Genomic DNA, 14,639 nt, shown 5'->3' with positions numbered 1-14,639 from the left:
CCGGAAGACCAGGTGCCTTGCGCCCACGGACGAGCGCAGGGCAGTGAGCCGAGTACGACGGTAACCGGGAGCGGTGATGAGCGTGTCCGCACGCAAGGACGAGGCAAGCCCGACGCAGGGGCCGGAGGGCGGCACAGGGGTCCTCCCCGACCTGTTGGAGATCGATCTCGAGACGCTGCGCACCGTGGACCATCCGGTCCTCAGGGCGGTGATCGAGGACCTGCGCGGTCGTTCCGAACGGCCGGGGGAGATGCTGTGGGGTTTCCAGAGCGCCCTTTGAGCGGTCGGGCCGGGCACCCCGGCAGGGAAACGGGCCCGTGCCGGGCGGGCGACCCGGCCGGTTTCGGCCGTCCACCCCAGCGAACAGGGCAACCTCGCCACAGCGGTGTTTGCGGTCCCGCCGGGCCAGAGAGACTCCCCTCGACGGCGGGGGCCGTCCGGCAGGGCGTGCCGTGGGTCGCACAGCGAGGGGGTCGGCGTGTCTCGACAGACGACCACGCGCGCGCCGTCCGACACCTGGCCCGAACGCCACGACGCGGTGCCGTTCCGGCAGTTCATCGTCAAGATGCACGGCCGCTGCAACCTCGCCTGCCGGTACTGCTACCTGTATGCGGGCCCGGACCGGACCTGGCGGGACCGCCCTGCCGCGGCGCGGGCCGATGTCCTGGAGCACACCGCGTCCCGCATTGCTGAGCACGCCGCGGCCCACCGGCTGACCGAGGTGGCCCTCGTACTGCACGGCGGCGAACCCCTGCTGGCCGGCGTCGAACGGCTCGCGGCGTTCACCGGCCGGGTGCGTGAGGGGCTTCCCGAAGGCTGCGTCCTGCACACCACCGTGCAGACCAATGCCACGCTGCTCACCGACGCCGACATCGCGACCCTGGCCGGCGCGGGCATTCGGGTCGGCATCAGCCTCGACGGCGGTCTGCCCGCCCACAACACCCAGCGTGTCGACCACGCGGGCCGCCCGTCCTGGCCCGCCGCCCTGCGGGGCGCACGCCTCCTCACCGACCACCACCCCGAGGCCTACGCCGGCATCCTCACCGTGGTCGACCTGCAGAGCGATCCCGTAGAGATGTACGCCTCGCTCCTCGACCTTCGCCCGCCCACCCTGGACCTGTTGCTGCCGCACGGGAACTGGTCCGCTCCGCCCCCCGGTCTGACCGGCGTCCGGCCGCAGGACGCCACGGCAGCGAGAGCGCAACGGACCGGCGGCCGGCCCACCCCGTACGGCGACTGGCTGTGCTCCGTCTTCGACCGCTGGTGGCCGGCCGGGCGACGCGAGACCCGGATACGGCTCTTCGAGGAGTGTCTCGCGCTCCTGCTCGGGCTGCCTGCCGCGGCCGAGGCCCTCGGCCTCGACCCGCTCAATGCCGTGGTCGTGGAGACCGACGGTTCGATCGAACAGGTCGACTCCCTCAAATCGGCCTATGACACGGCAGCCGCCACCGGACTCGACGTCTTCCGGCACAGCTTCGACCGGGCCCTGCGCCACCCGGGGGTCGCCGCACGTCAGGCGGGCGCCGGTGCGCTCGCCGCCACGTGCCGTTCCTGCCCCCTGCTCACGGTCTGCGGCGGCGGTCACTACGCCCACCGGTACCGCGCCGGACACGGCTTCATCAACCCCTCCGTCTACTGCGCCGACCTCGACCGGCTGATCCGCCATGTCGCGGCCGGGCTGTCCGACGCGACCGCTGGAGCCCCCGCATGACCTCCGCCGTCCCCGACCGGTTCCTGCGCGAGCTGGGCCGGACCGAGGGAGGACCCGAGGCGCTCGACCTGCTCGCCCGGGACCAGCACACCCGCAGGCTCGCCTCGCTGCGGGCGCTGCTCGACGCCGCCGGCCAGGTGCCTGCGGACGTCTGCCCCACCGACCGACTCGACCGGCTCCACGACCACTGGACGCTGCTGGCGGCGGCGGAGCGAGCCGACCGGGACGCCGCGCGATCGGTGCTGTTCTATCCGCTGGCGGGCCCCTGGGTCCGCAGTTGCCTGTACGGTCTGCTCTCCGGACGGGGCGGACCGGTGCTGCGAGCCGGTCTCTCGCACCTGGGAGCCATCGCCGCAGCGGCGGCCATCCGGTCCGCACTGCCCTTCACCGCTCGGCTCACCGCCGTCGCCACCACGCTGCCGCTGCCCACGCTTGGCTCGTTGCGCACGCTCCCGGGCGAGGCCGACCTCCGCTTCGACGGGGAGCGGCTGACGGTACGACAGAGGGACGCGACGGACCTCGTCGTCCGGTTCGGCGGTCGCGCGGCCGAGCCCGCCGACCCGCGCTGGCTGCCCCTGCTCGCACTTCCGGCCCTGGTGGCGGGCGGTGTCCTCGTGCCGCTCGACGACCTCGACCCCTACCGCACGTCCGGCAGCGGGCAGCGCCGCCACGGTCTCGGCGACGCCGCCCCGCGGGACACCGGGGAACAGGGCGCCTGGGCGGCGTCCTGGTCGCGCGTGACGCCCCTGCTGCGCATCGGGGGCGCTCACCGACTCGCCGAGGCGGCCACCCTGTTGCGGTGTGTGGTCCCCCTCGCGCCGCCGCCCGGATCCGGCGGTGCCGGTGACGGGGCCGCCCACTGCAGCGGGACCCGCCGCGAGGCGTTCGGCGCCGTCCTGAGCAGCAGGCCGGCCTCCCCGGCCCTCCTGGCCTCGACGCTCGTGCACGAACTTCAGCACACCAAACTGGCCGCGCTCGCCGCGCTGGTTCCGCTGCACCGCGAGGACACGATCCCGCGTCACTTCGCGCCCTGGCGACCCGATCCCCGGCCCTTCGACGGGCTGTTCCAGGGCGCATACGCCCATCTCGCCCTCGCCGAATTCTGGCAGCGGTGTGCACTCGACGCGCAGAGCGCCGGGTTGCGTGACATCGCCTGGACCGAACACACACGCAGCCGGGAGCAGACCGGTGCGGTTCTGCCGATCCTCGCCGGGTCCGGCGCGCTCACCCCGGAGGGAAGGGTCGTCGTCAATGAACTGATCACGCTTTACCACCGTCTGGCGGATTGTCCGCCCCCGACAGGCCATCTGGCCCGCGCGCGCGCCTATGTGAGCACGGCCCGCGTGATATGGCAGCAGAGGAACGACTCCGGTCGTGTGTGACGGCGGCCCCCGCGTGGCAGTGGATCACCGTCACCGACCTTTCCTGATGATAAGTTAGTAAGGCTTGTAATGATGCAGGGAGACGGCTGAATGCCCCTAGCAGGTAAGCAAGTTGAAACATCGGGGACGCAATCCGTCACGATCAGTTTCGCCGGATTCAACCGAGCCTGGGCAGCCTGGATCGGGGACCGTCTCGAACGGCGCGGAGTGCATGTCGTCTATCAGCGCTGGGATCCGCAGGACGATGCCACGCTGGAGGAATCGCTCCAGGACCTGATGCTCGCGCCGGGGCGCATCCTCGTCGTTCTCAGCGAGTGGTACTTCCAGCTCGGCCCCCGGAGCCGTGACGAGTGGAACAGGGCGCTGCGGCATGTCGTCGCACTCGACCGCGAGCGCTTCGCGGCGGTCTCGCTCACCACGTCGGCGCTGCCTGCCGCCACCTCTGTCTTCGGAGCCGCCGATCTCACTAACGTCGGCGCCGCCGAGGCCGAACGCCGCATGCTGCTCAGCCTGTCCCTGCCCACGGACCCGCTGCCCGACCAGGCAGACACCAGGCCCGGGCCACGATTCCCAGCGGACACCCCCGAGGTCTGGGGCGGAGTTCCCCGCCGCAACACACGCTTCACCGGACGCGAGCGCCTGTTGGGCGACACCTATCACGCGTTCCAGGGAGCCGGGCGGGGCGCCGGTGTCGTCACGTTCCACGGGATGTCCGGCGTGGGGAAGACGCAACTGGCCGCCGAGTACGTCTACCGGTTCGGCTCCGAGTACGACGTGGTCTGGTGGGTACCGGCCGACCGCCGGGCCCTGTACCGCCAGAAGCTCGCCGAACTCGCCCCCGAACTCGGTCTGTCCACCGGTGCCGAGTACGGCGAGCGGCTCCGGGCGGTCCGCGACTCCCTTCGGCGCGGCGATCCGCACGCCCACTGGCTGCTCGTCCTGGACGGCGCCGACGAACCCGAGCACATCTGGGACCTGGTGCCGACCGGCCCCGGCCATGTGCTGATCACCTCGCGCAACCCCGAGTGGGGCGAGCACAACAGCAATCTCGTCGAGGTCCCGGTCTACAGCAGGGACGAGTCGGTCTCCTTCATCCGCCGCCGTGCACCCCGGCTGACTCCCTCCGACGCGGACCGGCTCGCCGAGGCCCTGGAGGATCTGCCCCTCCTGCTCGACCAGACGGCGGGCTGGCTCAACGACTCCGACATGTCGGTCGAGGAGTACATCGAACTCCTGGGCGGAGGCATCGACCAGGACGTCGTCAAGGTGTCCGCAGACTTCCCGCTGGCCTTCCAGACCGCCTGGTCGATACTGCTGAACAAACTCAGGGAGACCGTTCCCGAGTCCGTCGACCTGCTGCGCCTGTGCAGCTTCTTCGCGCCCGGTTCGATTCCGGTGCGGCTGCTGAAGGACATGCCCTCCGGCGATCTGCCCGAGCAACTGGCCGGGCTGATGAACGACCCACTGCTGTGGAACCGTGCCATCAGCCAGCTCCGCCAGTACTCCGTAGTCCGGCTGGAGTCCCACGAGCCGTCCATCGCCGGGGAATCGGTCTACCTGCACCGCATGGTGCACCAGATCATCGGCAAGGACATGCCCGAGCGGGACCGGGAGGAGTTCGCCGGCGTCGTACGTCGCGCGCTCGCCGCCGCGGACCCCGGTCGGCCCATCGACTCCCGGCAGTGGCCCGCCTACGCCGAGATCACACCGCACCTCAAATGGGCTGATGTTCTGCGCAGCACCGATCCTGCCGTACACACCCTGGTGCTCAACTGCCTGCGCTACATGTACTTCTCCGGGGAGTACCGGGCGGGCATCAAGCTTGCCGGGCGGGCCATGACCGCCTGGAAGGAACTGCTCGGCGAGACCCATCCGCGGATCTGGGACCTCACCTACAACTACGCCAACCTGCTGCGGTCAGTGGGCAACTACGCGGAGACCGCAGCCATGGAGCAGGCCGCGGTCGATCATCTGCGCAGGGAGCGGGGTGAGAAGGACCTGGAGTTCCTGCGGGCCTCCAACGGCCTCGCCGCGGATCTTCGGGGGCTCGGCAGGTACGAGGACGCCCTGGAGATGTCGCAGCGGCTGTTGAACTCCTACCGCGAAATCCTCGGCGAGGACTCCCGTACCATCGCCGCCCAGAACAACCTGGCCATTTCGCTCCGACTGCTCGGCCGCTACGAGGAATCGCGGGAGCTCAACCGGCGCGCCCTGGACAAGCACCGGGACCGTCTGGGACACCGCCACGGCTGGACGCTGAGCTCCGAGATCAACTACTCGACCGATCTGCGGCTCCTGGGCCGGTACGCCGAGGCCGAGTCCCTCCAGAAGCAGAGCACCCTCAGGCACCGCAACGTCCTGGGCAAGGACAACCCGAAGACGCTCCTGTCCGAACACAATCTGGCCCTGTGCCTCTACCGCGGTGGCGACCGGACCGCAGCGGCGTCCCTCTTCACCCGCGTACTCGAGCGCAGCGAACGGGTGCTCGGCGAGGACGACCCCCTCACCATGATGTTCGCGGCCGGACAGAGCTGCTTCGCCCGCGAGCACGCGGACATCGACCAGGCGAGGGCGATAAGCGAACGCGTCGTCGACGGGTACGTACGGATGCTCGGCGAGAACCACCCGTACGTAGCGGGGGTCCGTTCCAACCATGCCCTGATCCTGCGCAACGTCGGAGAGCGGGAGCAGGCGCACGTCCTGGGCGAGAACGCGCTCCTGGACATGACGCGCGCCGTCGGTGAGAACCACCCGTGGACCCTCGGCGTCGCCATCAATGCCTCGGCGCTGCGCAATCTCGTGGGTGAGCCGGAGTCCGCGGCGGCCCTGACGGAATCGGTCATCGCGCGTGCCGCCGAGGCACTCGGCCGTACTCATCCGCTCAGCCTGTCCGCCCGGATCGCGTACGCGGCGGATCTGCGGGGCACCCGGGACCGGCAGCGGGCCGACAAGGTGGAGAGCGAAGCGCTGGGCGACCTGGTCTCGACGCTGGGGGCACAGCACGTGCACACGGTCTCGGCGCGTTCGCGCAACCGGCCCTTCTGGGATTTCGAGCCGCAGCAGATCTGACGTCCTGCCGGAAACCGCCGGAAGCCGCCGCACCCCGTACAGGCCGAAGGGCCCGGCACCGCGAGACGATCGCGGTGCCGGGCCCTTCGGCCTGTACGTCTGCCGGTCAGGCGTCGAAGACCTCGGCGGCCAGCTGTGCCTGCTCGGCCTGGTGGCGCTTGGCCGAGCCGACCGCCGGGGAGGAGCTGTGCGGCCGCGAGATGCGACGCAGGCGCTCACCGTGCGGGACGTCGGCGCCGACGGCCAGGTCCAGGTGGTCGATCAGGTTCAGGGCGATGAACGGCCAGGCACCCTGGTTGGCCGGCTCCTCCTGGGCCCAGAGGTACTTCTCGGCGTTCGGGTACTTGGCGATCTCGGCCTGCAGCTCGGCACCCGGCAGCGGGTACAGACGCTCCAGCCGGATGATGGCCGTGTCCTTGACGCCGCGCTTCTCGCGCTCGGCGTCCAGGTCGTAGTAGACCTTGCCGGCGCAGAAGACGACCTTGCGGACCGCGTTCGCGTCGACCGAGTCGTCGCCGATCACCGGGCGGAAGCCGCCGGTGGTGAACTCCTCCGCCTTGGACGCCGCCGCCTTGAGGCGGAGCATCGACTTCGGGGTGAAGACGACCAGCGGCTTGTGGTGCGGGTTGTGCACCTGCCACCGCAGGAGGTGGAAGTAGTTCGACGGGAGCGTCGGCATGGCGACCGTCATGTTGCTCTGCGCGCACATCTGGAGGAAGCGCTCCGGGCGGGCGGACGAGTGGTCCGGGCCCTGGCCCTCGTAGCCGTGCGGCAGGAGCAGCGTGACGCCCGAGGTCTGGCCCCACTTCTGCTCGGCCGAGGAGATGAACTCGTCGACGACGGTCTGCGCGCCGTTGACGAAGTCACCGAACTGGGCCTCCCAGATGACCAGCGACTCCGGGCGGGCCAGCGAGTAGCCGTACTCGAAGCCCATCGCCGCGTACTCGCTGAGCAGCGAGTCGTAGACGTTGTAGCGGGCCTGGTCGTCGGAGAGGTAGAGCAGCGGGGTGTAGTCCTCGCCGGTCACCTGGTCGACGAGGACCGCGTGGCGCTGGCCGAAGGTGCCGCGGCGGGTGTCCTGGCCGGCGAGCCGGACCGGGGTGCCCTCCATCAGCAGCGAACCGATGGCCAGGGTCTCGCCCATGCCCCAGTCGATCGTGCCGGTCTCCACCGAGGCGGCACGGCGCTGCATCTGCGGCATCAGGCGCGGGTGGACCGTGATCCGGTCCGGGATGTTGACCTGGGACTCGGCGATCCGCTTCACGACCTCCGCGGAGACCGCGGTGGTGACGGCGACCGGGAACTCGGGCTTCGCTTCCGGGACATGGGTCTGAGCCGGGTGCGAGGTGGCTTCACGGACCTCCGCGAAGACCTTCTCCAGCTGGCCCTGGAAGTCCTGGAGCGCCTGCTCGGCCTCTTCCAGCGTGATGTCGCCGCGACCGATGAGCGACTCGGTGTAGAGCTTGCGCACCGAGCGCTTCTTGTCGATCAGGGTGTACATCTGCGGGTTGGTGAACTCCGGGTTGTCGCCCTCGTTGTGACCGCGGCGGCGGTAGCAGATGAGGTCGATGACGACGTCCTTGTTGAACGCCTGCCGGAACTCGAAGGCGAGACGGGCCACCCGGACGACGGCCTCGGGGTCGTCGCCGTTGACGTGGATGATCGGCGCCTCGATCATGCGCGCCACGTCGGTGGCGTACATCGAGGAGCGGGAGGACTCCGGGGCGGCGGTGAAGCCGACCTGGTTGTTGATCACCACGTGCACGGTGCCGCCAGTGCGGTAGCCGCGCAGCTGCGACATGTTGAGCGTCTCGGCGACGACGCCCTGGCCCGCGAAGGCCGCGTCGCCGTGGAGCGCGACGGGCAGGACCGTGAAGTCCGTGCCGCCCTTGTTGATGATGTCCTGCTTGGCGCGGGCGATGCCCTCGAGGACCGGGTCGACCGCCTCCAGGTGCGAGGGGTTGGCGGCCAGCGAGACCTTGATCTGCTCGCCGTCCAGACCGGTGAAGGTGCCCTCGGCGCCCAGGTGGTACTTGACGTCGCCGGAGCCGTGCATCGACCGCGGGTCGAGGTTGCCCTCGAACTCCCGGAAGATCTGCGCGTACGACTTGCCGACGATGTTCGCCAGGACGTTCAGACGGCCGCGGTGGGCCATGCCGATGACGACCTCGTCGAGGCGGGCCTCGGCGGCGGAGTCGATGACCGCGTCGAGCAGCGGGATGACGGACTCGCCGCCCTCCAGCGAGAACCGCTTCTGGCCGACGTACTTGGTCTGCAGGAACGTCTCGAACGCCTCGGCGGCGTTGAGGCGGCGCAGGATCCGCAGCTGCTCCTCGCGCTCCGGCTTGGGGCGCGGACGCTCCACCCGGTCCTGGAGCCACTTGCGCTGCTTCGGGTCCTGGATGTGCATGAACTCGATGCCGGTGGTGCGGCAGTACGACTCACGCAGCACACCGAGGATGTCGCGGAGCTTCATCATCGTCTTGCCGGCGAAACCGCCGACAGCGAAGTCCCGCTCCAGGTCCCACAGGGTGAGGCCGTGCTCGGTGATGTCCAGGTCGGGGTGCTTGCGCTGGCGGTACTCCAGCGGGTCGGTGTCGGCCATGACGTGGCCGCGGACCCGGTAGGAGTGGATCAGCTCGAAGACCCGCGCGGCCTTGGTGACGTCGTCGTCGTGCGAGGCGTCGATGTCCTTGAGCCAGCGGACCGGCTCGTAGGGGATGCGCAGCGCCTTGAAGATCTCGTCGTAGAACTCGTTCTCGCCGAGCAGCAGCTGGGCCAGGATCCGCAGGAACTCGCCGGAGGCGGCGCCCTGGATGACCCGGTGGTCGTACGTCGAGGTCAGCGTCATGACCTTCGAGATGCCCAGCTTGTTCAGGGTGTCCTGGGAGGTGCCCTGGAACTCCGCCGGGTAGTCCATCGCGCCGACACCCATGATGAGGCCCTGTCCGGGCATCAGGCGGGGCACCGAGTGGACGGTGCCGATGCCGCCTGGGTTGGTCAGCGAGGCGGTGACTCCGGTGAAGTCGTCCATGCCGAGCTTGCCGATGCGGGCGCGGCGGACGATGTCCTCGTACGCCTGCCAGAACTCGAAGAAGTTGAGCGTCTCGGCCTTCTTGATGGCCGCGACGACCAGCTGGCGGTCGCCGTTCGGCTTCACCAGGTCGATGGCCAGACCGAGGTTGACGTGCTCCGGCTTGACCAGGGTCGGCTTGCCGTCCTTCTCCGCGAAGGAGTGGTTCATCGACGGCATGGCCTTGAGGGCCTGCACCATCGCGTACCCGATGAGGTGCGTGAAGGAGATCTTCCCGCCGCGGGCGCGCTTGAGGTGGTTGTTGATGACGATGCGGTTGTCGAAGAGCAGCTTCACCGGAACGGCGCGGACGGACGTGGCCGTCGGCATTTCCAGGGAGGCGTTCATGTTCCTCGCCACAGCAGCGGACGGGCCGCGCAGCGTCACGTACTCGGGGCCCTTGGCAGCAGTGGCCGGGGCCGCCTTGGCGGGCGCGGCGGCCTTCGCGGCCGGAGCGGCGGGCGCAGCCGGGGCCACCGGGGCAGCGGCCGGAGCGGCAGCCGCGGGCTTCGCCGGGGCGGCGGCCGGGGCCTGCACCGGAGCGGCAGGCGCGGTGTGATCGGTCCGGGCCGGTGCGGTGGCGGCCGGGGCCACCGCAGCCCCCGCGGCTGCGGCGCCGGGAACGGGCTTGTCCGCCGTGCCGGACGTACCCGGCTTGTAGTCGGCGAAGAAGTCCCACCAGGCGCGATCGACCGAATTGGGATCCTGGAGGTACTGCTGGTAGATCTCGTCGACGAGCCACTCATTGGGGCCGAAAGCTACAGCCGGGCTCGTGCCCGGGCTGGCTTGGTCGGTCGAGATGCTTGAGTTACTGGGGGACTGAGACGACACGGCGGCAACCGCCCTCTTCCGCTTCACAAGGTGATGGACAGCGGAAATCAAGGCTACGCCTCCCTGACCGTTCCATGCCGACCGGGCCGGTCTTCGTCGTGCAAGTCACATCAAAGAGCGGGTTTCGACGCAGGAAATGGCGGGAAACAAGCCTGGTTCCGCTTCAGTCCGGGTACGCGAGGCCGCGGCTACGGCCACGTGGACCGTATCCCTCTTGTGGGACGACACGTAGAACGCGCCCTTCCGGTTCGAACCCTATGTCAACTGCGTGGTTGATGGATCCCCGGAAGAGTGACTTGGATCCGGCAGCCGCGAGCTGATTCAGCCACTCCGATGCGGCCGCCGTGCAGATCCACCGCCCAGCGGGCGATCGCGAGCCCCAGACCCGTACCGCCGTCGCTGCCCGGACCGTGCGGGGACGGCACCTCGCCCCGGTTGAAACGCTCGAAGACCCGGTGCCGCTCGGACTCGGGGATGCCCGGACCCTCGTCCAGGACCTCCAGATCCAGCGACTCCGGCTGCGCGCCGCGCCGCGCCCGCACTGTGACCCGGCCGTGCGGCGGACTGTGCTTGACAGCGTTGTCGATCAGATTGGCCACCACCTGGTGGAGCCGCTCCGCGTCCGCATGCGCGGTCAGCTCGGGCGGCGACACATCCAGATGCAGATGTACGTCCTTGCGGCTGTGGTTCCCGGAGCCGGAGGAGAGCCGGCGGTGCGAGGCGGCCAGGTTCGCTTCCTTCAGCACGCCCGAGAGATACGGCCACACCTCGAAGCGGCGGGCCTTCAGGGTGACCACCCCGTGGTCCAGCCGGGAGAGGTCCAGCAGCGTCTCCACCAGCCTGCCGAGCCGCTCCGTCTGTTTGAGCGCTGTGCGCATCGTCTCCGGATCGGCCGCGGAGACCCCGTCCACGACGTTCTCCAGCACCGCTCTCAGCGCCGCGATCGGCGTACGCAGCTCGTGCGAGACGTTGGCCACCAGCTCCTTGCGGTGCCGGTCCACGGCCTCCAGATCGTCCGCCATGAGATTGATCGTCTGCGCCAGATCGCCGAGCTCGTCGCGCCGGTCGGCGCCCCTCACCCGTCTGGTGTAGTCGCCGTGCGAGATCGACCGGGCGACCTTCGTCATCTCGTCCAGCGGCGCCGTCAGGCCGTGCGCCACGAACTGTGTGATCAGCAGCGTCGCGATCACCGAGAACACGGTGATGAACCGCAGCTCGGTCCTGGTGCGCACCGCCACCATCAGAAGCCCGGTCGTGATGAACACCGAGACCACGACGAGCGTGCCCAGCTTGGCCTTGACCGAGAAAGGACGCAGTCGGGAGCCGGGCCGGGTCATGGCGCCGGGGTCTCCAGGGCGTAACCGACACCGTGCACGGTGCGGATCCGCTCCGCACCGATCTTCCGGCGCAGCGCCTTGATGTGGCTGTCGACGGTACGGGTGCCGGAGGCGTCCGCCCAGTCCCAGACCTCCGCGAGCAACTGCTCCCGGGAGAGCACGGCGCGCGGTGTGCCGGCCAGGCAGACCAGCAGATCGAACTCGGTCGGCGTGAGATGGACGTCCTCGGCGCGCACCCGCACCCGGCGCTGCGCGTGGTCGATCTCCAGCTCGCCGAGGCGCAGGATGCCGCTGCGCGGTGTCACCGCGGCCAGTGCGGCACGCTCCACCCGGCGCAGCAGGACATGCACCCGGGCGGCCAGCTCACGCATCGAGAACGGCTTGGTCATGTAGTCGTCCGCGCCGACACCGAGGCCGACCAGCATGTCGGTCTCGTCGTCCCGGGCGGTCAGCATCAGCACGGGCACCGGCCGTGTGGCCTGCACCCGGCGGCACACCTCCAGGCCGTCGAAGCCCGGCAGCATGATGTCGAGCACCATCAGGTCGGGCTGCCAGGACTCGGCCGCGTCGACGGCCGCGGGGCCGTCGAGCGCGGTCTGCACCAGGAAGCCCTCGGCCCGCAGGCGGGCGGAGATGGCATCGACGATCGTCGCGTCGTCCTCGACCACCAGCACCCGGCGCTGCGCGCCCGGGGTCGCCGCGACACCGTTGTGGGTGGTGTGTGTCTGTTCCATCGCCCCGCCCCTGCCCGTTCTCGCGGGGGCCGTTCCCCCGGACGCACGGTCTTCGCTTGTGAATTTCGTGGGTGATCCCGTTTGCCGTTCAGCAGCGTAAAGCCACCGGACGGCTCCCGGCTACGCACGGTGTAACGGCACGGGAACGGGTTGGACGCGAGGAGGAGGCGGAGTGTCTGCCTTGTGGCGCTTGGCCCCCGGGCGTCCGGGGGCCGCGCATACCCGGTGGGGGGACCTCAGGCGGTCCGAAGTGCGAGATGAACCACGTCGGGTACCCCTCGGGCAACATGCACCTCTTCCGTCCTTACCCTGCTGAATCCGGCATTCCGTAAGGCCTGTTCGAAGTGGGCGGACGGCTGCGCGGACCAGACCGCGAGTACCCCGCCCGGATTCAGCCGCTCCCGGCAGCCGGCGAGACCGGCGGGCGAGTACAGGCTGCCGTTGTCGTCCGTGACGGTCCAGTCCGGTCCGTTGTCGATGTCCAGGCACAGCGCGTCGTAACGGTCCGTAGCCGTGCGGAGGTACGCCACCAGATCCGTCGCCAGGATCTCGGTCCGCGGATCGGCGAGCGCGGCACCGGTGATCCGGGCCAGCGGGCCACCCCGGTGCCAGTCGATGATCGCCTGCTCCCGCTCGACGACCGCGATCCGCCCCCAGCGCGGTTCGGCTGAGGCATGGGAGAGGGAGAAGCCGACCCCGAGACCGCCGATCAGCACCGCCGGGTCCGGCCGCCCGGCGGGCAGCGCGGCAAGCGCCGCGTCGATCAGCAGCCGCTCGGAGCGACCGTCCGCGGTGTCCATCAGGAAGCAGCCGTTGGCGATGATCTCGAAGTCGTCACCCCGCTCCCGCAGGACGACCTCCCCGTACGGTCCTTCGCGGCGGTCGAGCGTGACGGGGCTGTGGGCGGTGCGGCGGTCGGCGGTGGGCATGTCCCTCGGTCTCCGGTAGAGGGTGGGTGAGTCCCTGCCATCCTCGCCCGGCCGCGCGGCCGGGACCAGCGAATTGCCGGATCCGTACGGGGCGCGGGGAGGCGAAAGGCGTGGTCACACGGGCTCCGGCCGCGCGCCGCGCACCACGAGGAGCGCCCCGCCGGCCACGTACGCCGCCACTGCCACCGCCCACGCCGCCCCGGCTGCATCGGCCAGGCCCTACGCACCGGGACCGAGCAGCCGGTTGCGCACGACGTACCGGCCGAGCGTCAGGCGCGACAGCTGTGCGTCGCCACTATGGGGGCGCGCGATGGGGGGCGCGCGCCGTTCTGCACGTACCGGGTCGGTGCGTTCGGGACCCCGTCCAGCCGGGAGAGCATGCCGCTCAGTGCAGGCGCGAGGGTGTGGTCGGGGCGGTCATGGGCGCGGTGCCTTCTCGCCGTGGACCGCGACGTACTCGGCAGCCAGCCAGGGCGCCAGATCGTCGATGAGCAGGCAGAGAACGGCCGGGTCTGCCGAGGGGGTGCGGCCGGTGGCCGCGGCGGTACGCATCTGCCCGGCCCGCTCCGGGTAGTACCGGCCGAAGATCTCGGCGCACTCCTGGAGATCGCTGGTCCAGCCGCCCCAGCGCGGCATGACCAGGGTGAAACCCGACCGGACGATGCGGCGGGCGGCGCCGCGGCTGAGGTTTCTGCGTTCGGCGTCCGTGGTGGCCGCGGCAGCCCGTCGGCGCCAGCGGGGGAGTGACAGGCACAGATCGCCGTTGGTCTCGCGGGCGAGCAGCGGGGTGGGGCGGTAGCGGGGCAGCTGGTCGGCGAGGTCGTCGCCCATCAGCGGGGTGCAGAGGCAGGCGAGGAAGAAGCCGAGGTCGTTGCGTTCGAGTTCGCTGAGCAGGGTGCCGGTGCCGAAGAGGAGGATGCCGACGCCGTCGATCAGGTCGGACGAGGCGTTCAGGGCGGCCTCGACGGACCGGGCCGTGGCCCGGTCGGCCTCGGTGGGTTCGGCGCGCAGGGCGAGCAGCAGGTCCAGATCGGAGACACCGGGAATGGCCGTGCCGCGCGGAATGCTGCCGTAGAGGTAGGCACTGTGCAGCTGCGTGGCGTCGAAGGCGCCGGCGATCCGGGCTCGGGCCGTTTCGACCACAGGGGTGAACGCCGCCGGCAGGCGGCTCAGCGAGCCTTCACGTCGGATCGTCCCGTCGTCGGCCAGTCCTTTGTCGCCGGGAGATCCGCGCCGGCCGTTGTCGGTCATACGGACACTGTGCCGGGTGCGCGCCGCGGCTGCCGAGTGGTTTTTCGCAGGTGACGGGCGGGTTGTCCGGTGCATTTATTAGTTGCATCGTGACCGGGCGCTGAGCTGCGAGGCGAAGGGTGGTGATGCCCTGCGCGGTCCGATTCTGTGCAGAATGACTCTGCGTTTTCGGAGGGCGGGTGCCGGGCTTTTCGGGGGCCGGGACTACTGAGTGCTCGCCTAGAAGACAACACCAGTGCGTTAGGGCTGTGACCTGCGGCGCAACTCTCCCGAAGAGGGGTGCCGGGACCGGGAAGCGAGTCCGTTCTCCATGAACGTGATC

9 protein-coding genes are annotated in these 14,639 nt (G+C 70.2%); 4 read left to right on the top strand and 5 right to left on the bottom strand.

The window, feature by feature from the left end; all coding sequences use genetic code 11:
• Positions 1 to 76: 76 nt before the first annotated feature.
• The 4 genes from fxsA to fxsT all read left to right on the top strand — a co-directional run bounded on the left by fxsA (position 77) and on the right by fxsT (position 6,162).
• Positions 77 to 280: an FxSxx-COOH cyclophane-containing RiPP peptide gene (gene fxsA, locus ACWD6R_RS10660; RefSeq protein WP_451818362.1), complete on the top strand. Its 204-nt coding sequence runs from the start codon at positions 77 to 79 to the stop codon at positions 278 to 280.
• A 285-nt stretch (positions 281 to 565) separates the two neighbouring features.
• Positions 566 to 1,711 carry an FxsB family cyclophane-forming radical SAM/SPASM peptide maturase gene (locus ACWD6R_RS10655; RefSeq protein ID WP_451818440.1) on the top strand — a complete coding sequence of 382 codons (1,146 nt, stop codon included), beginning with the start codon at positions 566 to 568 and terminating at the stop codon, positions 1,709 to 1,711.
• Positions 1,708 to 3,093 carry an aKG-HExxH-type peptide beta-hydroxylase gene (locus ACWD6R_RS10650; protein ID WP_451818361.1) on the top strand — a complete coding sequence of 462 codons (1,386 nt, stop codon included), beginning with the start codon at positions 1,708 to 1,710 and terminating at the stop codon, positions 3,091 to 3,093. The genes ACWD6R_RS10655 and ACWD6R_RS10650 overlap by 4 nt, the downstream gene beginning before the upstream one ends.
• A 90-nt stretch (positions 3,094 to 3,183) precedes the next feature.
• Complete coding sequence (gene fxsT, locus ACWD6R_RS10645; RefSeq protein WP_451818360.1) at positions 3,184 to 6,162, top strand: FxSxx-COOH system tetratricopeptide repeat protein; 2,979 nt, start codon at positions 3,184 to 3,186, stop codon at positions 6,160 to 6,162.
• A gap of 106 nt (positions 6,163 to 6,268) precedes the next feature.
• On the opposite strand, the gene ACWD6R_RS10640 is transcribed toward fxsT, so the two are convergent.
• The 5 genes from ACWD6R_RS10640 to ACWD6R_RS10620 form a co-directional block, all read right to left on the bottom strand.
• Positions 6,269 to 10,066, bottom strand: a complete 3,798-nt coding sequence (locus ACWD6R_RS10640) for a multifunctional oxoglutarate decarboxylase/oxoglutarate dehydrogenase thiamine pyrophosphate-binding subunit/dihydrolipoyllysine-residue succinyltransferase subunit (RefSeq protein WP_451818359.1) — start codon at positions 10,064 to 10,066, stop codon at positions 6,269 to 6,271.
• A gap of 260 nt (positions 10,067 to 10,326) precedes the next feature.
• Positions 10,327 to 11,403 carry a HAMP domain-containing sensor histidine kinase gene (locus ACWD6R_RS10635; RefSeq protein ID WP_451818358.1) on the bottom strand — a complete coding sequence of 359 codons (1,077 nt, stop codon included), beginning with the start codon at positions 11,401 to 11,403 and terminating at the stop codon, positions 10,327 to 10,329.
• Positions 11,400 to 12,137, bottom strand: coding sequence for a response regulator transcription factor (locus ACWD6R_RS10630; protein WP_266981553.1), 738 nt, complete (start codon positions 12,135 to 12,137; stop codon positions 11,400 to 11,402). Before ACWD6R_RS10630 ends, ACWD6R_RS10635 begins: the two co-directional genes overlap by 4 nt.
• 236 nt (positions 12,138 to 12,373) lie before the next feature.
• Complete coding sequence (locus ACWD6R_RS10625; protein WP_451818357.1) at positions 12,374 to 13,066, bottom strand: spermidine synthase; 693 nt, start codon at positions 13,064 to 13,066, stop codon at positions 12,374 to 12,376.
• A 417-nt stretch (positions 13,067 to 13,483) separates the two neighbouring features.
• Complete coding sequence (locus ACWD6R_RS10620) at positions 13,484 to 14,317, bottom strand: nucleotidyltransferase (protein ID WP_451818356.1); 834 nt, start codon at positions 14,315 to 14,317, stop codon at positions 13,484 to 13,486.
• Positions 14,318 to 14,639: the final 322 nt, after the last annotated feature.

The organism is Streptomyces sp. NPDC005151, from assembly GCF_053599875.1.
The sequence above is the reverse complement of the archived record's forward strand: the minus strand, read 5'-3'. Positions and strand labels throughout refer to the sequence as shown.